Source organism: Mucilaginibacter koreensis (genome assembly GCF_054783355.1).
This window is the reverse complement of record NZ_BAAGQS010000001.1, coordinates 2,833,717-2,858,082: the sequence shown is the minus strand read 5'-3', so window position 1 is coordinate 2,858,082 and position 24,366 is coordinate 2,833,717. Positions and strand designations below refer to the sequence as shown.

Genomic DNA, 24,366 nt, shown 5'->3' with positions numbered 1-24,366 from the left:
AAAAAGCGGCTTATCACTAAGCCGCTTTTTTACTTGAAAGCTATTATTTTACGGATGGACCGCCACCAACGCTGTTGGTAGGCTGTATGGTATCATCCGGATTGTCCTGATCTTGTTGCTGGCGGCGCTGGCGCTGGCGGTTGGCACCGGTTGAACCAAAGCGGTACGAAGCTGTAAACAGTACCACACGGGTAGAAAAGCGGCGCTCCGAATACTGATTGGTATACTGTGTGCCTGCTGTATTTTGGAAATTAATATCCGATTTGAAGCGGCGGGTATTAAAAATGTCACGTGCGCTTACACTTACGTTTAGCGCTTTGGTAATATCGTAACGGATTGCCCCATCCAGGCCGTACATAGCACGCATATAACCCTGTGCAATTACCTGGCGACCCTGGTAATCACCACGTAATTGAAAGCCTAATTTAGGCAATGGCTTTATGTTGGCGGTTAAGTTGCCATTGTAGCTCCAGCCTGAGGTGGTAGGAATTTTGTATTCCGGCACACCATCAATGTAACGGTAAAACACGTTGGCATTGAAGGTAAAATCAAGTGCGCTGCTCGGTGTTACCTTGGCAATCAATTCATAACCGGCATTTGATGCGCTTTTAATGTTACGGAATGTGTTTAACGTGGTATCTAAGCTATTTAAATATGGCTCCTGGATATTCTGAATATTGTTGTTGGTTAAACGGTAATATAAGGATGATGTTAAGGTGAGCGTTTTATAATAGTTAATGTAGCTCAATTCAAAGGAGTGGATATCCTCCGGCAATAAATTGGGGTTACCCTGCTGGAAATTCAAAGGGTTGCTGCGATCCAGAAATGGTGAAATCTGGCGATCTCGCGGACGGCTTACACGGCGGGTATAGCTCAACTGTAAAGTTTGATTTTCGGTCAGTTTATCGGTTAAAAATACACTGGGGTATACCCTGAAATAATCATTTTTAAAGTTAGTTGGCCCAATGTTGGCCTGGCGGGTTTCCAACTCTGTACGGATGTGTGCATCCTCTAAACGTAAGCCTACCTGCACACCGTATTGACCAAACTGGTGCTGGTAGTTGGTGTAGGCTGCGTTTACATTTTCTTTGTAAACAAAATTATAGGTTTGGTCTAACTGGCGTAAGAAAGGGCCAGTTATTGCACCCGCAGTATCAACCATATAGTCATTCTCATTACGGTTAATGGTAGTACGGTAACCGGCTTCTATTTTACCATTTTTTAAAGGTAGCGTATAATCGGCCTGTAAATTCAGATTACCCTGGCGACCTTTGGTATAGTTATTTTGATAAAACGGATCAAAAGTAGTCGGGAAATAGAAGCGGTTGGTATTTAAATAATCTGTATTGCTATTGCGCTCAGTGGAGTAACCAATGTTAGTGGTCAGTTCTTCTTTTGGCTTGGCAAACTTGTGTACGTAATCCAGGTTGAAATCCAGGTTGGTACCTGAGCCATAGCTCTTGTTATCCTGCTCTAAAATTTGCGTACGGAAACCATTTAGCGCCGTATTGGTAGTGCCGTTCTGGAAGCGGTCACGGTCGCGGATGTTAATGTTGTTGGAAAAACTTAATGTGTTATTCTTGTCCAGGTTGTAATCAATCCCCGTGCGGATGTTATGCCCTTTAAAGCTGAATGTTTGATCGGATACCTGGTTTTGGGTAGTTACATCATTACCTGAAGTGATGGTTTTATTGGTAAACCCATTACCTACGCGGTCGCCACGGCGGTAGCTGTAATTGCCATAAATATTAACTTTTGAAGTTTGGTAAGCCAGGTTAAGGTTACCATTGTAAGTTTTTTGTGTACCTGCCGTACCCGATACTGAGCCGTTAAAGCCCAGAGATGCGTTCTTTTTCAGGATGATATTAATAATACCGGATTGTCCCTCAGCATCATATTTAGATGATGGGTTGGTAATCACCTCAATATTTTCAATAGAACTGGCCGGGATAGATTGCAGAATATCGCTCACGCTGGAGCCGGTTAAAGCCGAAGGTTTACCGTTGATTAATACCCGCACATTATTTGATCCACGCAGGTTTACGTTTCCATCGACATCTACCTGTACGGTGGGGACGTTGGCCAGTAAGTCGGTTGCAGATCCGCCCTGACTTACCAGACTTTGGTCTACACTGAATACCTTTTTGTCAGTACCCAGTTGTATCTGGCTGCGTTGGCCGGTAACTACTACTTCTTTTAAGGTGCCTTTAGACTGGCGCATGCGGATGGTGCCCAGTTGTATAGCTGGCCGTGCATCGCTGATGATTAAACTGTCTTTGGTATAAGTAAGGTAACTTACAAAGGTGATACGCACCTGGTAGCGGCCATTAGCCACACCGGTGAGCTTGAAATTACCCTGAGCATCGGTTTGTAAACTTTTAGCTACCTGATTATTGGCTTTGCTGATTAAAGCAACCGTAGCATAGTCAAGAGGTTGGTTATTGGCGCCATCAATCAAGCGGCCGGATACAGTGCCTTTGCCACCGGCTGCCTGTTGAGCAAAAATATAAGTAGCCGTGCTTCCCAGCAGAACTACCATGCAAAATACAGTTCTAAACAACTTTAAAATCATCCCGCAAAAATCAGGTTTTTTGCTAAGGCTTACTTTATGTTGCTTGTAACTTTATTGCTAAGGTATGGGGGCTATATGGTAATATTTATATTACGTAAATTAATAAATTTTCTTATTCCTGTAATAAGAATGAGCAGTTAGGCTTAAGCTTTTTTTGCAGTCGCAATCAAGTCGTCTACATTAGGCTGCTTGTCAAAAATTTTAACCAGTTTACCATTGCGGTCATAAATAGCCACAAAAGGCGTGGTTTTAATTTCGTAATAGCGCTGTACATTATACGTATACCCTTCGGTGCCCACCGTAATATTAGGGAAAGCCGATAAGCCATAAGCTTTATAAAAATCTTTGATAGAGCGGTATTGCGTAAAGGTAATCAGCACAATCTGGGTATTGCCAAATTGCTTCATTTTTGGCTTCATCTCATACATCAGGCGCTGGCAATGGCCGCAGTCGGGAGAGAAATACACCAGCATTACCGGGCGGTTTTTCTTCAGCTGTGCCGGGGTCGACCAAGTGCTGTCAGTAGTCAAAATACGGTAGGGTGCCAGATGCTGTGCGCGAACTTCAGCGGGAGTTTGAGCCTGGGTGCAGCCGGCAACGATGATGATAAAACTTAAAAATAATAGTATACGTTTCATTCTTAATTTATGGTCGTTTATGATTGAGGCCCGGCTTCCAGCAGTTCCAGTTGCCAGCCAATTTGTTCATGCGTTACGGGATATAACGCTCCGTTACGGATAGTATGATACACAGCATCAAATATATGCATATAATTAGCTTTGTGTGCAGGCACTTGTTCGGTAATTTTTTCATCTATACCCTGTATGGTCACCAGCTGGCCTTCACTGCCATCGGCTTCCACGCCAAACCCGGCTTCATCGGGCCGCATACCGGCCAATAGCTGTGCTTCCTGGGTATCAGTGCGGTCTTTGGTAAAACTGCCTGCTGTACCATGCACTAAGTATGAAGGCCCTGGGTCGGCCGCCAGCAAACTGGCAGTTAAATTCACTATCAAATTATAAGGGTAAATCAATTGGTAAGTGAAGTAGTCGCTAACCTCTGAACCCTCGCGGTGTGCTGCCGTGAATTTGTGAAATGATACCGGTTTGCCAAATAGGCTGATAGCCTGATCTAATAGGTGCGGACCTAAATCATACAGCAGACCATTGGCAGGGTAGGAGGCCTGCTCTTTAAACTTTTTAGCGCCTACAGCTGCGCGGTAACGATCGTAACGGAAGTGTACTTCAATCAGGTTACCCAAGCGGCCGCTTTCAATAATTTCTTTAACCGAGATGAAATCACTATTATAACGGCGGTTTTGATATACCATTAATGCTTTGCCGGTTTGTTTGGCAATTTCCTGCAGGTCCATCCATTCAGCAATGGTAGCTGCTGCCGGTTTTTCCAGCAGCACATGTTTACCCGCCTGCAAAGCTGCTTTCGCCTGCTCATAATGCAGGTAATTAGGCGAGTTAACTATAATGAGTTCTATCTCCGAATCGTTTAGCAACTCTTCTGTTGAATTATAGCTAATTACGTTGGGGTAGGTTTCGGTTGCGTTCTTTTGGTTGCGCTCAACCACTGCTCTAAGGGTAAAGTTTGGGTTTACCTCTACAAAAGGAGCGTGAAATACTTTCCCTGACATGCCAAAAGCCATCAGGCCGGTTACAATAGGTGTTGATGCCATAGATGCAAACTTAGCGGTTTAAATAGGGCTTTGTAAATTCTATTTTCAATTAATATGCTCCATCCCAGCCAATCGGTGAGCCATCTGGCATTGGTACCTCCGGCGCAGGCTGAAACTTATCAGGATTTTTCTCAAACTGCTCAATTTGTGTCAGGCCGAATAGTAAGTGGGCTTTTTGCAAACCTGATGCGGTGGCAGCTGAGGTATTCATCCATTTTTTCAATTCGCTTATTTTTAACATTGCAATGCCGCGCACACTTTCGGCAGCCTGTGGCGTGGCGGCTAAAGTAAGCAGTTGCTTTAGGTACAAGTTATTCACCAGTCGTTGTAATTCGCCTTTATAGCCTGTGGGTTGCGGGGCTTTCCAGGTTTGGGCGGTCATGCGGTCAAGTACGGCAATTAAGCCAGGTTGACTGGCATTACGGGCTTGGTATTCTACCAAACGTGCGGCGCGTTGCGGCTGCAGCATAAACGAAAGGATAGTTCCGGCATTACCTTCGGCGGCGGCCATTGGGTCAAAAGTTAAACCTGTACGCGATTTGAATAATTCACGCGTACGCGGATAGCCTACCGGGCGGGGTGGTATCTGTGCTATCAGTTTTTCGGGTATGGCCAAAGCATCAGGTGTTAATGTTGCCATCAGGGCGTTAAAGGCTTTCCATTGTTCGGCCGCAGGTACCATTTGGGTAACGATCTGCCCATCATTCTTTAAAGCATAAGTATAGGTGAGACCGCCTAATACTTTTGAGGCGGCTTCGGCCTGATAGCGGTGCAATAAATAAATGGGTACCAGCACTTCCTCCAGCGTAGCCATCGGTGCATCCGGCCGGATGGCTTTAACCGAAAAGTTTTGCAATACCTGCTTACGGATAGCCATTACACGGTTCAACTCATCAGCGGCATCAGTGCCGCTATCCCATAAGTGTGCTTTGGGGTGAGCGCTCCCGGCGGGTCGTGCATCCGCATCTGAAATAAAAACATAGCCTTGCTTCAAGGTTTCCTTTATAATGTTATTTAAAGCTTCTGTTTCATTAACTCCCGGTGCAAAATCCTGATAGCCGTAAAGGATCGCGCGTTTGTCCCAGCCGCCAATTTCGCCGGTATAGGCGTTATCAACGTTTACGGTACCATCAGTATTCAAACTGATGGTGGGCGGTGGGTAGTCCATTACTGAGGCGCGGCTTTGGGTGCTGGCAATGTAGTTATGATACAAGCCTAAAGTATGACCTACCTCATGTGCAGCCAGCTGGCACAGTCGTTTGGTTACCAGTTCCATTAATTTGGGGTTGAGGGGTTTGCCATCTTCGTAAGGCTGCAGCAAGCCTTCGGCAATTAAAAAGTCCTGCCGGTCTCGCAGCGAGCCCAAAGATACCTGGCCTTTAATGATTTCGCCGGTACGAGGGTCGGTAATAGAGGCGCCGTATGACCAGCCCCGGGTGGAGCGATGAATCCATTGAATGATATTGTAGCGCACATCCATCGGGTCGGCATCGGCAGGCAGCAGCTTTACCTGGAAGGCGTTTTTGTAACCGGCGGCTTCAAAGGCCTGGTTCCACCAGGAGGCACCTTCAATCAGCGCATTGCGTACCAGTTCGGGCGCACCACGGTCTACATAATATATAATGGGTTTCACCGGCTCACTAATGGCGGCAGACGGGTCTTTCTTTTGCAAACGGTGGCGGTTAATCAAATGCTTTACAATGGGTTCTTCAATAGGCGTGGCAAAATCCATGTAATCGGTACTGAAGTAACCAGAACGCGGGTCGAACTTACGGGGTTTATAATTGCCATCGGGCAGTTTAATGAATGAATGGTGCATGCGCACGGTTACAAAATCGGCATCCGGTGTTACCGAACGTATCTCCTGGCCGGTGCCCCGGCCGCTCAAAGTAACGGTAGCTTCAAACTCCGAGTTATCAGGAAAGCTCTTGGTTTGTGGTAAATAAATGGCCGAGCGCATTTCATCAGCGTGGTAGCTGCCTTGGTTGGCGCCACTCAGTTGGTCGGCCAGGTGATGGCTGTCGCGCAGCAAAAAGGCAGTAATATCGATAAGTATGCGATCATCGTCAGTATTGGAGCCGCCTTTTTTTGATATGGCCTCAGCATTGAACCCCCAAATGACGGATTGGGCAAAGGCTTCTTCTACCGATTTGCGCTCATCAGGGTTGCTGCTTACCGCACGGTAATCATAATTGGGCTGAATGAGTAATATTTTAGGGCCGCTTTTTATAAACTTTACAATACGGGTATCGCCAATTTGTCCGCGATCCAAGCCTAAGTCATTAGAGCCTATACCTGCCGGTAGGGTATTCACATATAAAAACTCCTGGTTCAGTTTATCTATTTCCAGCAGTAGATGGCCCGTGCGCTCGTTCCAGTAAAAATTAAAATAGCCCGGGTATTTGGTAAGGCCTTGTATTTTGCTGTCGAACTCGTTAAGCGTTTTGTTTTGTGATGATACGTGTAAGGAAAAGCAAAAGGTAAACAGGAAAGCAAACAGTGCGTAAAGTTTATTCATATGCTGAAAAAATAAGGTAGCGTAAAGTACCAAATTTCAGCCAATTGCCCTAATGGCTTAAAAGGCTTAACGAGGTGCAAAGTAAAAGCATAAAAAAAGCGAAGCTGTAAGGCTTCGCTTTTTTTTATATTAATCTATCTGCAGCTTATTTCATGCTGTCATGAATTTTGTTGATCATGTCCAGGTGCATTTTTAAAGTCGGCAGAGTTTTAGCGGCAAAAGCTTTCAACTCAGGGTCTTTGCAATCAGTTGATGCTTTCTCGAATAAAGAAACATCTTCTTTGTGGTCAGAAACCATGTCATTTACATATTGCTTGTCAAACTCAGCACCTGATTTGGTTGCTGCATCAGTAGTCATTTTTTGATGCTCAGCACTTGGAGCAGCAGGTAAAGTAATGTTTTTGGTTTTGGCAATTGCCATCAGTTCAGTATTTGCTTTGGTATGATCGGTGATCATGGTTTGTGCAAATTCTTTTACTTTAGGGTTGGTTGCTTTTTCCAATGCCAGCTTAGCGTAAGCTACTTCTGACATGCCGCCATCAGCAGCTTTGGTTGCAAAGTCGGCATCATCTTTATCAACGGCAATACCACCGGTAGCGGCTGGTTGAGTTGAGGTGTCTTTTACGGCATTGCTGCTGTCAGCCATGTCTTTGCTGTCTTTTGCGCCGTTGTTACAAGCCTGGAAGGCCAATGCTGCAGAGGCAATCATGGCCATGGTGAATAACTTTTTCATAGTAGTTGTATGTGTTTTTAAGTTTTAATGAAATACATAACAAACACATTAAGTTATGGTTTGAATGCCTGCTGATTTAATAAAATGCGGGTATAATTTTTACAGTGTTGTGTTAGCCTAAACTTTTATTATTTTTGAGCCATTAACCGTATTGAATATGAATTTTCCGGCAGAACTGAAATATACCAAAGACCACGAGTGGATTAAAGTAGAAGGTAATGAAGCCACCATCGGCATTACTGAGTTTGCGCAGCGCGAACTGGGCGATATTGTTTATGTAGATATCAATACCATTGGCAACGAAGTAGCCAAAGAAGAAGTTTTTGGTACAGTAGAAGCTGTAAAAACAGTTTCTGACTTGTTTATGCCGGTAAATGGCACAGTGCTGGAAGTAAACCCAATGCTGGACAGCCAGCCCGAGCTGGTAAACACCGACCCGTACGGTGATGGCTGGATGGTAAAAATTACTTTGCAGGATGCAGCCGAAACAGAAGGTTTATTATCGGCAGAAGCATACCAGGAATTAGTAGGCGCGTAATTAATGAACGCCATTTTAAAATACCAAAAGCTCACCTTGTTGTGGGCTTTATTTGTTTTGGTACTTTGCTGCGCACCTATCGGTAACGTAGAAAGTTCGCCAAGTTCATTCTTTTTTCCGGGTTTTGATAAACTGGTGCATTGCGGGCTGTTTTTTGTTTTTACCGTAGCCCTGGCTCATGGCTTACTGCGCCGGCATAGACAACTATCAATACTACAAATTGCCGGTGTTTTTATTGCAGGCGTTGCTTTCGGGGGGCTTATTGAACTCCTGCAGCTATACGTATTCACTTACCGCGAGGGTGATTGGAGTGATTTATTTGCCGATAGCGTAGGTGCAGGTATGGCAGCTTTTTGTATTTTAGTAGTATTATCAGCAACGCAAAATGAAAAATCTTAAAATTATAGGGGTAATGCTTGTGGCTTCGTTGGTTTCTTCATGCGGTTTATTTCACCCCTGCCATTGCCCGCATTTTAGCAGTGTAAAAGGCGCAGTGGTTGAGCCTGCAACCAAAGTTTAAGTTGATTGCTTTAAATAACTTCAAATAAAAAGCAGCGTATACCTAAGCTATACTTTTTTCTGTATTTTCAATGGTTAATTCAACCATCATACCTTCATAATAAGTTAATGACTTGATTTTCCTATTTTGAAAATTTATTACCTTTGTCACTAATTTTTCCGATCCCCTCATGAGCCCAAGCCCCCGGCGTTTTACCGACCGTCAACTTCTTGATATACTGGCCTTATCTAAAGATGCCACCGCAATTTACGCCGGAGAGGACATTGTTATCGAGATGGCAAATGACGCCATGATTGCGTTTTGGGGCAAGGGTAGAGAAGTGGTAGGTTTGCCTTTAGAAGAAGCAGTGCCCGAATTAAAGGACCAACCTTTTATTTCCATTCTTAAAGACGTATGGCGCACAGGCGTTACCTATATAGCAGCCGATACACCTGCTCAGCTGCAGGTTAACGGCAAATTGCAAACTTTTTATTACAGTTTCGAGTACCGGGCTTTAAAGAATGAGGACGGCACTACGTATTGCATTCTCCATACGGCAGCCGATGTTACCGAGCAGGTACTGATGCGAAAAAGGATAGCTGAAAGCGAAAGCCGGGTACAAAGCCTAAACGAAGACCTGGCGGCATCAAACGAGGAACTTAAAGCTACTAACGAAGAATTAAGTGTAGTTAATTTCGAATTGAATGCCAGTAATGAGGGCTTGAAACTAAGCAATGCACAATATAACTCAGCGCAGCAGGAAGCTGTAAAGCAGCAGCTCACAGCACAAGAAAACGAGAATAAGTTTAAGGCGGTAATTGAACAGTCGCCGGTAGCCATTATCATTTTCAGAGGGCCGGAATTGGTAATTGATGCTGCCAATCCACCAATGCTAAACTTGCTGGATCAGCAGCCCGATATTATTGGTCAGCCCCTGCTGAGCGCTATACCCGAACTGGCGGGGCAGCCGGCTTGCAATATGCTGTATGATATTTACCGTACCGGCCAGCCCGTATACGGTTACGAAACGCCGGTGATGCTGAAGCGTAACGGAAAGGAAGAAACCGGCTATTTTAATTTCTCTTATACACCCTTAATTGAAAATGAAGAGATTACAGGTATTATCGATATTGCTGTAGAGGTAACCGAACAGGTAAAATCGCGCTTGCAATTGGAGCGTACACTCGCAGAAAAAATACAGCTTGCCGAAACGCTGGCTAACAGTGAAGCCCGCTTACAAGGTATACTGGATACTATGGCCGAAGGCGTAGGCTTATTTGATGCCAATGGTAAAGTATTTTACCTGAATCACATCGGGCAGCGCATGCTTAATCTTCAATTAACAGAACTCACGCAACGGGCCTACAATGATGAAAAATGGCAGAACCTGCGGCTTGACGGTTCGCTGCTTCCGTTTGAAGAACACCCGATATATACAACCCTAAAAACCGGGAAGCCTGTATTTGACCAGGAAATTGGTGTGCTTGCCCCGGGTAAAGAGGTAAATTACCTTTCCATCAACACCGCTCCTTTGTTTGACAGTGACGGTATTTTAAAAGGCGGTGTAGGTACATTTATGGATGTAACTGAGCGCCGTAAACTCACTAACCAATTGGTAGAAAGCGAGAACCAGCTGCGGGGTTTGTTTGAGCAGGCACCTTTGGGTATGGCCCTGCTGCGCGGCCCTGAGCACATCACTGAACTGGCTAATGATAACATACTGCGCATATGGGGCCGCAGCCGCGAAGAAATGATAGGCCGGCCGCATGCAGAAGCACGGCCTGAATTACAGGGCCAGCCCATAATACAATGGCTGAAGGAAGTTTATCATACAGGTACAGTGCGCAATAATGGTGAGATTGCTATCCGGCTCTACCATCATGGCGGCCTGCGCGATGCCTATATCAATTCGGTTTACCAGCCCATCAAGAATGCTGAAGGTGTAATAACAGGGGTGCTGATTATTTTAGAGGATGTAACCGAAGCAGTGCATCGCAAACAAGAAATTGAACGTGCTCAGCAAATGTTCAGCTTGGCGGTCCAGTCAGCCGAATTAGGCACCTGGTATATAGATACCAAAACCCGAAAATTTGTACCTTCTGTACGTTTAAAAGAGCTTTTTGGTTATTACCCTGATGAGGAGATGCTATACGAGGCTGCGGTAAATCAAGTTGCTGAGGAATACCGCAGTAAAGTTGTTGCAGCTGTAGAAGCAGCCATTACGCAGAACAGCGGCTACGACCTGGAATATCCTATTTTGGGATACCACGATCAGCAATTGCGTTGGGTGAAAGCTACAGGCAGGCTTTATCCGGCGACTGATGATCAAGCTGCTTTTTTTGCAGGAACAGTGATAGATATTACTGACCGCAAAGAACTGGAACAAAGAAAGGACGATTTTATCAGCATTGCCAGTCATGAGCTGAAAACGCCGATTACCAGCTTAAAAGCAGCTTTGCAATTGATGGGGCGTTTGAAAAACAATCCATCGCCTACCATGCTGCCTAAAATGATTGATCAGGCCAATCGCAGCATGGACAAGATTACCACCCTGATTGATGACCTGCTGAATGCCACCCGCATGAATGAGGGGCAGATGAAGCTCAATAAAACCAAATTCACCATTTATGAGATGCTGAACGGCTGCTGCCACCACATCAGAGTAGGTGGTAAACATGAGTTAATTGTTCAGGGTGATCAGGACTTAAGAATTTATGCCGATGAGCATCGTATTGACCAGGTAGTGGTTAATTTTGTGAATAATGCAGTAAAATATGCGCCCAATTCCAGAGAAATATACCTGATAGCCGAACGGGTAAACGGGCAGGCACGCATTGCCGTAAAAGATACCGGCCCCGGTATTGCTGCCGAAAAGTTACCCTATTTATTTGATCGGTATTACCGGGTTGATCACTCCGGCGCACAATATTCGGGTTTAGGTTTGGGCTTGTACATTAGTGCCGAAATCATCAAACGCCACGGCGGCGAAATAGGTGTTGACAGTGAAGTAGGCAAAGGCAGTACCTTTTGGTTTACCTTGCCATTAGCAGAGTAAAGTATTTCTTCTTAATAATACTGAGCGATATTTAAGGTACTCATATTTAGTCAGCTCTTTAAGAGGGCAGACATTTGTTATGCTGAGGTACTCGAAGCGTAGGCGCACAGGAATCGGCAATGAACGTTTCTGCAGTTACCCTTCGACCAACCTCAGGATGCCGCTGCACAGCAATAAAATATACAGTGTATATCTTTTCATTTTAAAGGAAACTCTATGGGTGAAATTGCATCACCTGATGGAAATAGATTAAAACTTTTTGAAGCAGTGGCAATCATTTTCGTAGTTAAAATGTTACCATGATTTTGCTTGTGCAATCACGCTAAGTAAAATAGTAATAGACATGTAATTTTAAGAAACTATATGTCTGTGTTATCTCGTATTGTATAACATAGGTATTTAATCTTTATATAATCGTTAAATATTTAGTTATAATCATTTTATAGCTGCTGTTATAATCAATTATATTTATCGTATAAGTGAAATTATATCTATTTTTGCAACGCAATTTTTCAACATACCTTTCAGCTATTCGCTCATGAAAAAAAGTTTACTCTTCGCTGCGCTGCTCGGCGCCATGATAACTGCTTCGTGCCGTAAATCATTATATGTAAATCCTGATGACAATTCAGGTGGTACTACTCACATTGGCGGCGTTAATGATATTAAAGTGCCGGCAGGGTTCAATTGGGCCAGCTCACGCAGCATCAATTTTTCTGTAGGCGTAAACGATACCCGGTTTAATAGCAACGCTATTCATAGCATTGCAATATATGATGCCGACCCGTATAATGGCGGTAAATTGCTGGCCCGTGGCTCGGCTAAAGCCAACTCAGCTTTTGTAACTAAAATTTCGTTATCCACACAATTAAAAGAGGTATATATTCAAAAGTCATCGCCTGATAATTCAAGCCTTACCCAAGTGGTACAGCTTACCGGAGGCGATGTAAACCTAACTATGGGCTACGCCGATGCCGCGCTTAAAACCAATAGTGCAGCTAAAAAAACTTTGGCTACTGCTCCGGCTTCGCCAGATTGTAATACCGGTTGCACCTTGCCCGTAATTACCGCTTCGGCAGGAAATGTAGATTTAAATAACGGCGATGTGCTTTGTATTACTGGTAGCAACATCACAGTAAGTTTTCGCAATGTTAACGGTGGTACAGTGCGTGTATGCGGCAGCAACGTAACCATTCAAAACTTAAACCTTAGCGGCTCTGCCGAGTTGATTGTAGCCAACGGTGGCTCTGTTAATTTTTTAAGCCTTAACTTTAACTCCAGCAGCAGTAAGCTTACCAATTTTGGTACTGTTAATGCTTCATCATCATTTGCCCTAGGCGGTATCCTTAACAATTATGGTACCCTGAACACCGGTGGCGATTTTAATCTGAACAGCAACAGTACGTTTTATAACGGCGGCACTGTAAACGTAGGCGGCAGCTTCCAGAACGGTACCTCAAACGTGGCTACCAATGATGGTACCATGAGGGTTGGCGGCAACTTCCAGCCCAACAGCAATAGTACGTTTGTTAATAATTGCTCTTTAACTGTAGGCGGTAATTACAATCAGAGCGCCTTAGTAAAAAACTATAGCTTAATTACTGTAGGCGGAACCTCAACTTTAAACGATAATGTAGAGCTTGGTTTGTATAACGGCGCCATGTTTGTAACCAAAGGATTGATTGTAAATGGTACCATTAAGGGTTATGGCGGTACCTCGCTAGTTAAAATTACCGGTACTACGGCTTTTCAAAATTCAGGTGCTATTATCGAGAACGTACAGGTTTGGGCAGTTAATGGCATCAGCAATACGTATAGCAACCGTATTAAAAGCGGTGCCGTGCAGGATAACAGTGTGTACATTCCGGCTACGGGCTGTAATACCGCAGGCAACGGCAGCCCGGCTATTGCAGATGCCGATGGCGATAACGTAGCCGATGACCTGGATGATTATCCGAACGATGCTAGCCGTGCCTATAACAATTATTATCCTAATAACCTAAGCACCGGCGCTACCGTGGCTTTTGAAGACCAATGGCCATACAAAGGTGATTATGATTTGAACGACGTAGTGGTTGCTTTTAAATATAATGTAATCACCAACGGGCAAAACCAGGTGGTGCAGGTGGCGGCCACTTACAACCTGATGGCTACTGGTGGTAACCTGGGCAATGGTTTTGGTGTGCAGTTCCCGATATCACGCAGCAGTGTAAGCAACCTGAACGGCGCTACTCTGGAAGCTAACCAAAGTAAAGCGGTAATTATCTTATTTACCAATATGCGCTCTGAAATGGCTACCTGGAATACCAAAACCGGCGAAGCCTTAACACCGGCAAAAACTTACAATGTTACCTTTAACGTTACCAATGGCCCAACCCTGCAAAACTTTGGTCTGGATGAGTTTAATCCATTTATCTGGAACGATGGCTTAGGTTCAGCCCGGGGCCGCGAAATCCACCTACCGGGTAAAGTGCCTACTGATTTAGCCAATACGGCTTTATTTGGTACGCAGGAGGATGATACCAACGTTGGTGCTGGTCGTTATTATGTAACCAAAACCGGTTTGCCTTATGGTTTAACCCTGCCGGTAGCACCATTCAGTTACCCCACCGAAGGTGTTGACGTAACCAAGGCCTACCTGCATTTTGGTGATTGGGCAGTATCAGGCGGCACCCTGTATACCGACTGGTACAGCAACGCAGGCACCGGCTACCGCGATGTGAACTTTATATTCAAATAATCACGTATATCATTATAAAAGCAAGGCTGCTCCACAAGAGCAGCCTTGCTTGTTTTGTACCTATAGCGTATACAATATATCATTCATTTTGTCATTTCGATCGCAGGGAGAAATTTTCTTTACCAAGCCAGTATACAGCAGACTTATCGCCTGAAGAAGATTTCTCCCTGCGATCGAAATGCCAAGCTGTTATTGTAAGTTAGAACAGAACGGATTAAAATTAATTAGACTTTATCCGAAAATTGTTTGATTTGTTTCTCCTTGTAAAAGTTTCAGCATAATCCCTATCTTGCTTCGATAATCTCTCGTATGCATTTTAAATCATTTATAACTTCATTGCTTGTAGCCGGAGCAAGTTCACTAACGGTGCAGGCGCAGCAAGCAGTACCCAAACCAATAGCTGAAGCCATGAAGGCGGCCAGTGCCGACCAGATTAAAGCAGATATTACTTATCTGGCTGATGATAAACTGCTGGGCCGCCAACCCGGTACGCCCGGTTTCCAAATGGCGGCCGATTACGTAATTGGGCGGTTAAAAGCATATAACGTACAGCCTGCCGGCGATAACGGCTCGTGGTTGCAAAAAATGACTTTACGCCGTGCTTATCCTAAACCGGGTGCTCAATTAAGCATCAGCGGACAGGAAGGTGATTTAATTGCCGCCCGTGCCGCCGCTATTTATCCTAACCCGGTATTGCAACAGGTTACTGTAGATGCTCCGCTAGCCTTTGCCGGTTATGGCATTACAAATGCTGAACAAAAATATGATGATTATAAGGGGCTTGATGTAAAAGGTAAAGTAGTAGTGATTGTGCGTGGTGCCCCTGCCGGTTTCCCTTCATCAGAAGCAGCACACAGCCGCGATCTGATCACCATCCAGAAAACAGCTGCGGCACACGGTGCCATTGGTGTATTGCTGGCGCAAACAGATTCTACAGCACGTATGCCCAATTTAAGCCGTGGTATTTACAGTGCGGCCGATGCACAGGGCAATATTGTAGTATCCAGCAGTTATTACTCCAATCAAATTAAAATATTGGGCGCTATAGGTTACCGGGTGCTTAATAACCTGATGACTAAAGCAGGTAAACAAACCGCTGCTGTGGTAGAAAGTATCAAAAGTGGTCAGCCGCAATCGCTGTCATTAAATACACAAATAAAAGCCAGTTACGAATCGGCTTATACTGATATTGCAGGCTTTAACGTGGTGGGTAAAATTGCCGGAAGCGACCCTAAGCTGAAAAATGAATATGTTGTGCACAGTGCACACTTAGATCACTTAGGTGTGGGCCGCCCGGTAGAAGGCGACTCGATTTATAACGGTGCGCATGATAACGCTTCGGGTGTATCCAGCTTGCTGCAAATTGCCAATGTGTATTCACATTTAAAAGTAAAACCCAAACGCTCTATCCTGATTGTAATGGTAACCGGTGAGGAACTGGGTGAACTGGGTTCCGGTTATTTTGCCAAGCGCCCTACCGTACCGGTTAAAAGTATAGTAGCCGATGTAAATACCGATATGCCTACCATTATTGCACCTCTGCTTTCGGTAACTGCACTGGGTGCCGAGCATTCATCGTTGCAAAACCAGGTGAATGAAGCTGCGGCAGATTTAGGCCTCAGCGTTGAGCCTGACCCCGAGCCTAAAGAGAACCGCTTTGTACGCAGCGATCAGTATAGCTTTGTAGTACAGGGCATACCTGCGCTGCATATTAAATATGGCAGTAAAACGCCCGATGGTAAAAATAACCTGAATGAAATGGTAGCCCAGTGGCGTGCGAAATATTATCACAAACCGCAGGATGATATTAATGGTATGTTTGATTTTAATGCCGGGCGCACTTATGCCCAGCTCAACTTCTTAATAGGTTACCTGGTAGCCAACAATCCGCAGCGGCCAACCTGGAATCCCGGTGATATTTTCGAGGTAAAATAATTTAAATTAATAATGCGAAAAAAGGGGTACCACAACAATGTGGTACCCCTTTTTTTTATGCTGTAAATGTGTGGTGCAATGCTTTTCGATTAATAATGGGCAGTCATCTGCTTAAAACGAAAGCTTTATCTTTTGCCAAACGTTACTTAATTTTTTACCGAAGCGGCGAAACTCACTTACCGGCTGGGCACTGTGCCAGGGCGTTAGCTTTAAGTATTTATAAAATAGCTGTTGGTAAGCATCATTCTTGTTATAGCTTTTATAAAAAGGCTTACGGGTAGTAAAATGAATAATATAGGGGTCGGGCAGCAAGCCGGAGGCGAAGTAATTCCAGCGGTTATCTAGTTTCAGCCAACGGTTGGCCAGTACAATGTTTAATCCATACTGGTCGGGGTAGTTGGCGTAAGCTTTATTGCGGTTCACCACATCAATTACCTGCTGCGCAATTTGTTCCTGCTCCCATTGTTTGGTATTAATTACCAGCATCCCCGAATTAAAATAGGGGGTGCCGGGCGTAAAGCCTAACGCCTTATAGTTTTTAACGCCGCCCCAATGATTGCTGAAAGTCATCAGCAGCGGATCCTGCACGGCAGCTACCGGGTATTGCCCCAGTTCTATTGTCCACAAGCGGCTAATGTCAGTCATCACCAACATGTCTACATCCAAAAAGATAACTTTACTTACCGCAGGCGGTATAAAGTAAGGTATAAACAGCCGCATGTAAGCAATCATGGGAAAAGAGGTACGGTCTACCGGGAGCTGCACGTTTGCGGGTAATGCCTCGCTAATGTTAATCCAGTGCACACGGATTTGTGCCGAGGTAATGGTATCAGCAATGCACTGCTTGCTTTTGGCGGTAACGCCGTCTTCTACCACATAAACATCAATGTTTTCGGTGGTAATATGATTTTCTTCAATTGACTTGAGCAGCGCCGCCAGCATAATTACATAATGCTCGTCGGTTACAATTACAATTGAAATTACAGAGGGCGTTTGCATAGGTGATTTTGCAGCAGCAATATTAGCAGGTTATGCAACAGTATACGAATACTAACTGCAAAAGGATTGCCATATGTAGTAATACAGTTCCTGTAAACTGCCCTGCACAATGTTGTTAACATTCAAACGTTAAAAACGTTAGTAAGAAAAACCTTACCTTTGAAACTTAAGATACAGAACAAACCTATGGCTATAAAAGAAATAAGCGTACAGGAGCTGAAAAACTGGAAAGATGAAGGCAAAGACTTTCAACTGGTAGATGTACGCGAAGATTTTGAATACGAAATGTCGAATCTGGATGGTGAACTGATTCCTTTGGGCGGCGTATTGATTGAAAGCGATAAAATCAGCACGGAGAAACCTGTAGTAATTATGTGCCGCAGCGGCAAGCGCAGTGCGATGGCTGTAATGCAGCTGGAACAGCAAGGGTTTGAAAACTTATATAACCTGCAGGGCGGCATACTGGCCTGGCAGCAGGAAATTGATCCGGATATTACCGTATATTAAACTGCCGCATGGGTAAGAAAGTAGCACTCAATGTGCTGTATAACCTTGGGATTATGGTTGCCTTGTTTTTCATTTACATTGGCATCACCCACGCACACTTCTGGTATATTGCTATTGCTGTATTTGTTGGTACCCTGTTTGTGTTTTTAAAAATCAGGTTGCTTAACGAGGTGAAAGCTATGCAGCGGCCCGTACCCCCACCGGTTACACCGGGTAAAAAGAAATCTAAAAAAGCATAAATACCTGTCATTGCGGGGTTCGATGTGCCATGCATGCTATCCACCGTTAGCGATACATGCAGATATATGGCCTTGATGTCCATCCCCGCAATGACGGGCTTTTTCATTCATATACAAGCTCAGTACAATGCATACTGAGCTTGCTTATTGATTTACATCCGCATCAAACTCCCAAACTTATTTTCATAATCTACCAGCTGCGCTTCCAGGCGTGCGCTCAACTGGGTTTGATGGTTAGCTTTGGTTACATTCACCAGGCTGTTTAAATAGTACATATTGTTTTGCACGTCCTGTACATCCACATGCGCCTCTTTTTGTAGCTGGCTGTGGTAATAGTCCAATTGCTCGGTTACATAAGTGTTAAGTCCGTGTACCAGCTTATTGCCTAAAGCGGCGTAATTTAGTTTATAAGCAGAGTCGGCTAAGAATATTTTGTTGTCGGCCACGCGCAGGTTAGGATTAATTTCGGGCAATACCTGGTCGTATTTGTGCAGGGTATTTAAAGCCAGTTGGGGGCGATTCTCTTTCAGCAGGCCTTGGGTAAGGTCAGCAAAAGCGGCTACCATCAGGGGATAAAAGGTATTACGTGCTTCGGGGTCTAAATAGTGGGCATGTTTAAAATTGCCCCATTTGAACTTGTTCATCACATTGTTATACATCACCAGGCTATTGATCTGCGGCCTGCCGGTATCGGCTGCGGTAGTATCTTTTTGCAATGGCAACAGGCGGCTGGCCATACCTTCGCGGTAAAGGTAAGGCTGCATGCCCAGCTTAAGCGATGAGCTTAGGGGGTCAACAAAACAAATGGGGCGTTTCCAGTTGTTATGCGCCAACATATCAATCATGGCCAGGTGCTCTTTGGTAATGTAATTATTGTTGTAAGTCCACTCCATGCTGCGGGTAAGCTTGCTTTGCTGCGCCGGGGTAATTACTTTATTGTTAAGCACGGTTTGCGCGTTAATATCCAGTTTGAAATTTTTGGTAGGCAGGTAATTGCCGGTTTCGCCATTATCGAATTCAACCTTCGCCTGCGGATTATCCGAAGTAATGAAATCAAATATCTCTTTCACGTTGGTATAACCGGTCAGTTTAGCATCACTGAAAGGAATAAAATCGCGTACGCCGGTTTTATATTTATCATAAGGCATAGTGATGGGCAGGGCCGCAGCTTTGTTAATGGGTTGCTGCATCTGCCTGATATTCCAATCTGCGCCCAAGAGGCTTAAATTCACGATACGCACATCCGGGCGAATGCCCTCCACTTCCTGGTCATACCACAGCGAGTAGGTTTGATTATCGCCTTCGGTAAACAGAATAGCATTGGGCGGACAGGAGATGAGGTAATTATAAGCCATATCATGTGGTATCCATTTGGTAGAGCGGTCGTGGGCTCGCCATTCCTGTTTGGCCATTAAGGCGGGGGCGGCAAGAAAGCATACAGCTATTGAGGCAATCAGAGCTACCTGCGGCGCTGCCTTTTTCCGCAGCAATTCGGCCAAAGCAATTACACCCAGGCCAATCCAAATGGCAAAAGCATAAAAAGAACCTACATAAGAGTAATCGCGCTCGCGTGGTTGTATAGAGGGCTGATTTACATAAATTACAATAGCCAGCCCTGTAAAAAAGAACAGCAGGGCTATTACCAATGCATCCTTTTTGTTTTTACGTACATGGTAAGCCAAACCCAATAAACCGATAATCAACGGCAGGGCATATAAGGGTGTGTAGTTAGTGTCGTTTAAGATAGACGCCGGGATGTGTCGGCCTTTGTCGAACAAACCGGTAGTCCAGCCGCCTTTAATGCTGTTGGGGGCGGTCTGGCCTTCAAAATCATCCTGACTGTAGCGGCCCACAAAGTTCCACATAAAGTAACGCCAGTACATGGTATTCATCTGCCAACTGAACATCCAGCGCATATTGTCGGCAAAGGTGGGTGTGTCGTTTTCACCCATGCCCAGCCACTGGCGGTAAAACAGCGGGTCTTGGTTGTCATTGCTGTACATACGGGGCAGTAGTGTGTTGTGGTCGTACACATAATTCTGGCTCTTGCCATAATTTTCGTATTGTGTTTTGCCTTTGCGGTATAGGGTACTGCCAGGTTGGGCCTCAATCACTTTACCATCAAAATACTGTCCGTACAATAGCGGTGGTGATATATACTGAATGCGGTTTAAATAGCCGTACAAGGTAAAAGCATTATCAGGGTGGGCATTATCCAAATTGGTATTGGCTGCCGCCCGTATAGGGATATACATGAACGTGCTATTGCCCAGATATACAAACACTACACACAGCAGCGCCAGATTGAGCAGAGGTTTACGTTTGCGAATGCTGTACACCACACCTGCGGCCAAAACTCCGGCCAGCAACAATAAAAACACACCTGCGCCGCTTCCAAACCCAAAGCCCAGCGAGTTCACAAAAAATAAATCGAAGTAAGCGGCCAGCTTTACGGTGTAAGTACGAATACCAAATTGTACCACGGCCAAAATACCTATACCGGCTAAAAAGGCCAGCAGCCCTTTTTTAAAAGTATGGTGCTGATACCTGCGGAAATAATACACCATGGCAATAGCCGGAATGGTAAGCAAATTAAGCAGGTGAATGCCAATAGATAGGCCAATCACATAAGCAATAAAAATCAGCCAGCGGTCGGCACCGGGCTCATCGGCATGGGCATCCCATTTTAATATGGCCCAAAATACCAGTGCGGTACAAAATGAAGATACCGCAAATACAATGGTTTCTACCGCCGAAAACCAAAAGGTGTCGGTGTAGGTAAAGGCCAGAGCGCCTATTAAGCCCGCACCCATAATCAGCGCAAGCGTATAAGCGCTGATTGGTGCATTTCTTTGTTTCACCAGTATTTTTCTGGCCAGGGCGGTAATTGTCCAGAACAAAAACATAATGGTAGCACCGCTGGCTAAAGCTGATAGCAGGTTGGTAAAATAAGGCACTTTGGCTGTATTGCCCAAAGCCAGCAGCGAAAATACTTTACCCAGCATGGCAAACATGGGGTAGCCCGGCTGGTGCGATACCTGCAGGCGATAAGCACAGGCAATAAATTCGCCGCAATCCCAAAAGCTTACCGATGGTTCTAAGGTGAGTACGTAAGTAATGGTGGCAATGATGAAGCAAAGCCAGCCCAGCAGGTTATTAATTTTGTGATACTGCATGTGTGGTATGTAAAATTGAATTCAAATAAAATAGTTAAGGTGTTTGAGCGAAGGTGAAATTTATAATTTACAACACATTGATAATTAACACTTTTTAACAGAATTTAACATTTGCCTTTATTTAGGTTAACCTATTTAAAATAAACTGCGTATACTTAGCATCACTAATTAATTCCAGCGGCAAAACATAGTCACTGTAATAAGGGGCAAGCACCCGCAGCGGCATGTACCTGCATCGTTGTTATGTATTGATTTCCATGCTCAGATCCGGCGTTGATTTTGAAATTCTATTTTATGACAACCCACAACCTATGTTTATTTATGACATGGGCTCCCTGCGCTTTTTAGATGTGAATGATGCAGCCTGCCAGCAGTATGGTTATACCCGGCAGGAGTTTTTGCAGCTTACTATTAGGGACATCCGCCCACCGGAAGACTATCCTCAAATGGAGCGGGCACTGATTAACCTTAAAGGTAACCGGGTAATGAAGCGCCGCTTCAGGCATCAGCACAAAAACGGTACTGTATTTAATGTAGAAATTATATCATACGATATCAGGGTGGAAAGCAACCCCGCCCGGCTGGTGATGCCTATTGATGTAACCGTTCAGCTGCAAAACCAGTTGGCTCTTGAGCAGACTTTAAGCAAAATGGCCCATACGCTGGAAAGCATCAGCGACGGGCATTTTATATTAAGCCCTGCGGGCGAGGTCATCTCCTGGAACAAGTCTGCTGAGGCCCTCACTGGGGTAATGAAAGAGGAAATCTTAAACCACAATTTTTGGGTAGTCATCCCCGATGCTGTGCAGTCGGGTTTTTACAGCCAGGTGCAGCAGGCTATTGAAAGTAATACAATAGTAAAGTTCGAAGAATATTTCGGGCAAATGGATAAATGGTTTTATGTTTCTATTTATCCAACGGTTAACGATGTTTCTATCTATTTTCAGAATATTACTGAAATTAAAAAGCATCAGCAGGAATTAAAACTTAAAAACCGGCACCTCGAGGAAGTAGCTTATTTTAATTCACACGAACTACGCCGGCCTGTAGCCAACATTATGGGCCTGTATCATTTACTTACCCAGGCACAGGAAACAAATTGCAGCGAAGTGAAGGAGATTAAAGAAATAATTGACAAAATACAGGCTTCCTGCCAGGATATTGACCAGGTAATCAAGCGCATCGACCAAATCCATTTCTTCAGTAAATAAAGCCGGATTTGCAGGCAGGCGAATTGTTTTGAATAAAACGATAGCATAAAGTGTAAAAAATACATTATCGGCTTTTATCTTGTAATTAAACTGCTACATTAGAGCACCAATTCTTCCTGAATATGAAAAGACGCTCATTTGTGAAAGCAACTGCTATTACTGGTGCTGCCGCCGGTTTGGTACCTGCCTTGGGTACGGCTTCAGCGCTTGCTACTACTGCAAAAAAGCAGGATACAGAATTTTACGAACTTCGGGTTTATCACCTGAAAAGCCAGTACCAGCAGCAACTGGTAGAAAATTACTGGGCTACAGCAGCCATTCCGGCATACAATCGCTATGGTAGTCAGCACATAGGTGTATTCACCGAGTTAAAACCCGAAGGTTATACCCGCTTGTTTGTGCTTATTCCGTATCGCAGCCTGGATGCCTTTGGTAAAATGGCTGAGCACCTGGCCGCCGATGCCGAATACCAGCAAAATGGTACAGCTTACCTGGCCGCCCCTGCAGATAACCCTGCTTATGAGCGTATTGAAAGTTCATTGCTGAAGGCCTTTCCGCATTCGCCCCAAATGGCAGCACCCACGCAAAAGCCGCGTATATTCGAATTGCGCCAGTATGAAAGCGCAACTGAAAACGCCGGTAAAACCAAAATCAAAATGTTTGATGAGGATAATGAGGCCGGTATATTCAAACGCTTAGGCTTTAACCCGGTATTTTTTGCCGAAACACTGATTGGTACCCAGCGCCCCAACCTTACTTATATGATTACGTTTGATGACATGGCTGCGCATGACCGGCTTTGGAAATCATTCGGCTCAGACTCGGAATGGAAGCGCCTGAGCAGCTTACCGCAATATCCGGATAAGTTGATTGTATCTCATATTACATCTACGCTGTTAAACCCTGCAGCCTGTTCGCAAGTTTAAGAGTCAGGTGGCTTTCCGGTAAAAAGGAAATCCGCTACATTTATATAAACCACCAATTAAAACCAAATTATATGACCACCAGACGTTCTTTTCTTAAATCGTCGGCTATGTTATCGGCTGGCCTGCTGGTTGCGCCACGTTTAATGGCCGCAGCTTCGTATAACCATAAATACATCGGCCTGCAATTATACACGGTACGCGATGCGATGCAAAAAGACCCGGCAGGTACCCTGGCCCGCCTGGCACAATTGGGCTACAACTCATTAGAGGGCGCTACTTACACCGGCAACGAGTTGTTTTACGGTATGGATGCCAAAGCGTTTTCTGCTGTGTTAAAGCAAAACGGACTGATTATGCCCAGCAGCCACTACCGTTTAGGTAAAGAGCAGTTCAACGGCGAATCGCAAAAGGGAACCATTATGCGCGATTGGGATAAAGCGGTGGATGATGCTGCAGCCATAGGGGTAAAATACATGGTATGTGCTTATCTGTCGCAGCCGGAGCGCGGAACCATAGATGATTACAAAACCATTGCCGACCAGTTGAACAAAGCCGGCGAACGTTGCAAACAGGCCGGTATTCAATTGTGCTACCACAATCATGATTTTGAGTTTGTGGCGCAAGATGGTAAACTGCCGTATGATATGCTGTTAAATACGGACAAGAACCTGGTGAAAATGGAGCTGGATTTATATTGGGCTACCCGTGCCGGTCAGGATCCGATACAAATGTTTGAAAAATATCCGGGCCGTTTCCCGTTGTGGCACGTAAAAGATATGGACCGCACCCCGCAGCACAGGTTTACCGAGGTAGGCAACGGCAGCATTGATTTTAAGAACATATTCAAACACGCCAAAAAAGCCGGCCTCAAATACTTTTTTGTGGAGCAGGACATGACACCAGGCGATCCTTTCATCAGCATTACTCAAAGCATCAATTATATCAAAAAGAACCTGGTATAAATTAACAAAAAGCGCATCCTTTAATCAAAAGATGCGCTTTTTAGTTCAGCCTGTTAACGCTTAAAAAGA

General features: G+C 44.7%; 17 protein-coding genes. 10 read left to right on the top strand and 7 right to left on the bottom strand.

The annotated features are described in order from the left end of the window. Nucleotides 1-43: 43 nt before the first annotated feature. The 5 genes from ACYVNW_RS12840 to ACYVNW_RS12820 all read right to left on the bottom strand — a co-directional run bounded on the left by ACYVNW_RS12840 (nucleotide 44) and on the right by ACYVNW_RS12820 (nucleotide 7,510). Nucleotides 44-2,539: a TonB-dependent receptor gene (locus tag ACYVNW_RS12840; RefSeq protein ID WP_460680272.1), complete on the bottom strand. Its 2,496-nt coding sequence runs from the start codon at nucleotides 2,537-2,539 to the stop codon at nucleotides 44-46. Nucleotides 2,540-2,715: 176 nt separating this feature from the next. Continuing rightward, nucleotides 2,716-3,210 (bottom strand): TlpA family protein disulfide reductase, encoded by a 495-nt coding sequence (locus ACYVNW_RS12835; protein ID WP_460680271.1) that lies wholly within the window; start codon nucleotides 3,208-3,210, stop codon nucleotides 2,716-2,718. 17 nt (nucleotides 3,211-3,227) lie between these two features. Next, nucleotides 3,228-4,259: a Gfo/Idh/MocA family oxidoreductase gene (locus ACYVNW_RS12830; protein WP_460680270.1), complete on the bottom strand. Its 1,032-nt coding sequence runs from the start codon at nucleotides 4,257-4,259 to the stop codon at nucleotides 3,228-3,230. Between the two features lie 49 nt (nucleotides 4,260-4,308). Beyond that, complete coding sequence (locus ACYVNW_RS12825; protein WP_460680269.1) at nucleotides 4,309-6,777, bottom strand: zinc-dependent metalloprotease; 2,469 nt, start codon at nucleotides 6,775-6,777, stop codon at nucleotides 4,309-4,311. 145 nt (nucleotides 6,778-6,922) lie between these two features. Next, nucleotides 6,923-7,510 carry a DUF4142 domain-containing protein gene (locus ACYVNW_RS12820; RefSeq protein WP_460680268.1) on the bottom strand — a complete coding sequence of 196 codons (588 nt, stop codon included), beginning with the start codon at nucleotides 7,508-7,510 and terminating at the stop codon, nucleotides 6,923-6,925. A 157-nt stretch (nucleotides 7,511-7,667) separates the two neighbouring features. Between ACYVNW_RS12820 and gcvH the strand changes: the two genes are divergently transcribed. The 5 genes from gcvH (at nucleotide 7,668) to ACYVNW_RS12795 (ending at nucleotide 16,277) form a co-directional block, all read left to right on the top strand. Further along, nucleotides 7,668-8,048: a glycine cleavage system protein GcvH gene (gene gcvH, locus ACYVNW_RS12815; RefSeq protein ID WP_460680267.1), complete on the top strand. Its 381-nt coding sequence runs from the start codon at nucleotides 7,668-7,670 to the stop codon at nucleotides 8,046-8,048. A 3-nt stretch (nucleotides 8,049-8,051) separates the two neighbouring features. Continuing rightward, on the top strand, nucleotides 8,052-8,447 hold the full coding sequence (locus ACYVNW_RS12810) for a VanZ family protein (protein ID WP_460680266.1): 396 nt from the start codon (nucleotides 8,052-8,054) through the stop codon (nucleotides 8,445-8,447). A 290-nt stretch (nucleotides 8,448-8,737) separates the two neighbouring features. Continuing rightward, the gene (locus ACYVNW_RS12805) at nucleotides 8,738-11,602 is read left to right on the top strand and encodes a PAS domain-containing protein (RefSeq protein WP_460680265.1); all 2,865 of its coding nucleotides are present in this window, start codon (nucleotides 8,738-8,740) and stop codon (nucleotides 11,600-11,602) included. A gap of 538 nt (nucleotides 11,603-12,140) precedes the next feature. After that, nucleotides 12,141-14,342: an LruC domain-containing protein gene (locus ACYVNW_RS12800; protein ID WP_460680264.1), complete on the top strand. Its 2,202-nt coding sequence runs from the start codon at nucleotides 12,141-12,143 to the stop codon at nucleotides 14,340-14,342. Between the two features lie 309 nt (nucleotides 14,343-14,651). Continuing rightward, nucleotides 14,652-16,277 (top strand): M28 family peptidase, encoded by a 1,626-nt coding sequence (locus ACYVNW_RS12795; RefSeq protein WP_460680263.1) that lies wholly within the window; start codon nucleotides 14,652-14,654, stop codon nucleotides 16,275-16,277. 111 nt (nucleotides 16,278-16,388) lie between these two features. Here the strand turns inward: ACYVNW_RS12795 and ACYVNW_RS12790 are convergent, their stop codons facing one another. Beyond that, nucleotides 16,389-17,276, bottom strand: coding sequence for a glycosyltransferase family 8 protein (locus tag ACYVNW_RS12790; protein WP_460680262.1), 888 nt, complete (start codon nucleotides 17,274-17,276; stop codon nucleotides 16,389-16,391). A gap of 192 nt (nucleotides 17,277-17,468) precedes the next feature. On the opposite strand from ACYVNW_RS12790, the gene ACYVNW_RS12785 reads away from it, so the two are divergent. Beyond that, entirely contained in the window at nucleotides 17,469-17,783 is a 315-nt protein-coding gene (locus tag ACYVNW_RS12785; protein ID WP_460681016.1) for a rhodanese-like domain-containing protein, read from the top strand. An 8-nt stretch (nucleotides 17,784-17,791) separates the two neighbouring features. Then, the gene (locus ACYVNW_RS12780) at nucleotides 17,792-18,022 is read left to right on the top strand and encodes a DUF6358 family protein (RefSeq protein WP_460680261.1); all 231 of its coding nucleotides are present in this window, start codon (nucleotides 17,792-17,794) and stop codon (nucleotides 18,020-18,022) included. A gap of 152 nt (nucleotides 18,023-18,174) precedes the next feature. On the opposite strand, the gene ACYVNW_RS12775 is transcribed toward ACYVNW_RS12780, so the two are convergent. Then, nucleotides 18,175-21,198, bottom strand: a complete 3,024-nt coding sequence (locus ACYVNW_RS12775) for a glycosyltransferase family 117 protein (RefSeq protein ID WP_460680260.1) — start codon at nucleotides 21,196-21,198, stop codon at nucleotides 18,175-18,177. A 257-nt stretch (nucleotides 21,199-21,455) separates the two neighbouring features. Here ACYVNW_RS12775 and ACYVNW_RS12770 point away from each other — a divergent pair, with 257 nt between their 5' ends. From ACYVNW_RS12770 to ACYVNW_RS12760, 3 genes are all read left to right on the top strand, one after another. After that, nucleotides 21,456-22,409, top strand: a complete 954-nt coding sequence (locus ACYVNW_RS12770) for a PAS domain S-box protein (RefSeq protein WP_460680259.1) — start codon at nucleotides 21,456-21,458, stop codon at nucleotides 22,407-22,409. A gap of 122 nt (nucleotides 22,410-22,531) precedes the next feature. Continuing rightward, the gene (locus ACYVNW_RS12765; RefSeq protein ID WP_460680258.1) at nucleotides 22,532-23,335 is read left to right on the top strand and encodes an NIPSNAP family protein; all 804 of its coding nucleotides are present in this window, start codon (nucleotides 22,532-22,534) and stop codon (nucleotides 23,333-23,335) included. 71 nt (nucleotides 23,336-23,406) lie between these two features. After that, nucleotides 23,407-24,297 carry a sugar phosphate isomerase/epimerase family protein gene (locus tag ACYVNW_RS12760; protein WP_460680257.1) on the top strand — a complete coding sequence of 297 codons (891 nt, stop codon included), beginning with the start codon at nucleotides 23,407-23,409 and terminating at the stop codon, nucleotides 24,295-24,297. The last annotated feature ends 69 nt before the right edge of the window (nucleotides 24,298-24,366 follow it).

What these genes read in the sequence shown, in the direction of transcription:
- ACYVNW_RS12840 (WP_460680272.1), bottom strand. Translation starts at nt 2,539, where the DNA reads ATGGTAGTTCTGCTGGGAAGCACGGCTACTTATATTTTTGCTCAACAG.
- ACYVNW_RS12835 (WP_460680271.1), bottom strand. Translation starts at nt 3,210, where the DNA reads ATGAAACGTATACTATTATTTTTAAGTTTTATCATCATCGTTGCCGGC.
- ACYVNW_RS12830 (WP_460680270.1), bottom strand. Translation starts at nt 4,259, where the DNA reads ATGGCATCAACACCTATTGTAACCGGCCTGATGGCTTTTGGCATGTCA.
- ACYVNW_RS12825 (WP_460680269.1), bottom strand. Translation starts at nt 6,777, where the DNA reads ATGAATAAACTTTACGCACTGTTTGCTTTCCTGTTTACCTTTTGCTTT.
- ACYVNW_RS12820 (WP_460680268.1), bottom strand. Translation starts at nt 7,510, where the DNA reads ATGAAAAAGTTATTCACCATGGCCATGATTGCCTCTGCAGCATTGGCC.
- gcvH (WP_460680267.1), top strand. Translation starts at nt 7,668, where the DNA reads ATGAATTTTCCGGCAGAACTGAAATATACCAAAGACCACGAGTGGATT.
- ACYVNW_RS12810 (WP_460680266.1), top strand. Translation starts at nt 8,052, where the DNA reads ATGAACGCCATTTTAAAATACCAAAAGCTCACCTTGTTGTGGGCTTTA.
- ACYVNW_RS12805 (WP_460680265.1), top strand. Translation starts at nt 8,738, where the DNA reads ATGAGCCCAAGCCCCCGGCGTTTTACCGACCGTCAACTTCTTGATATA.
- ACYVNW_RS12800 (WP_460680264.1), top strand. Translation starts at nt 12,141, where the DNA reads ATGAAAAAAAGTTTACTCTTCGCTGCGCTGCTCGGCGCCATGATAACT.
- ACYVNW_RS12795 (WP_460680263.1), top strand. Translation starts at nt 14,652, where the DNA reads ATGCATTTTAAATCATTTATAACTTCATTGCTTGTAGCCGGAGCAAGT.
- ACYVNW_RS12790 (WP_460680262.1), bottom strand. Translation starts at nt 17,276, where the DNA reads ATGCAAACGCCCTCTGTAATTTCAATTGTAATTGTAACCGACGAGCAT.
- ACYVNW_RS12780 (WP_460680261.1), top strand. Translation starts at nt 17,792, where the DNA reads ATGGGTAAGAAAGTAGCACTCAATGTGCTGTATAACCTTGGGATTATG.
- ACYVNW_RS12775 (WP_460680260.1), bottom strand. Translation starts at nt 21,198, where the DNA reads ATGCAGTATCACAAAATTAATAACCTGCTGGGCTGGCTTTGCTTCATC.
- ACYVNW_RS12770 (WP_460680259.1), top strand. Translation starts at nt 21,456, where the DNA reads ATGCTCAGATCCGGCGTTGATTTTGAAATTCTATTTTATGACAACCCA.
- ACYVNW_RS12765 (WP_460680258.1), top strand. Translation starts at nt 22,532, where the DNA reads ATGAAAAGACGCTCATTTGTGAAAGCAACTGCTATTACTGGTGCTGCC.
- ACYVNW_RS12760 (WP_460680257.1), top strand. Translation starts at nt 23,407, where the DNA reads ATGACCACCAGACGTTCTTTTCTTAAATCGTCGGCTATGTTATCGGCT.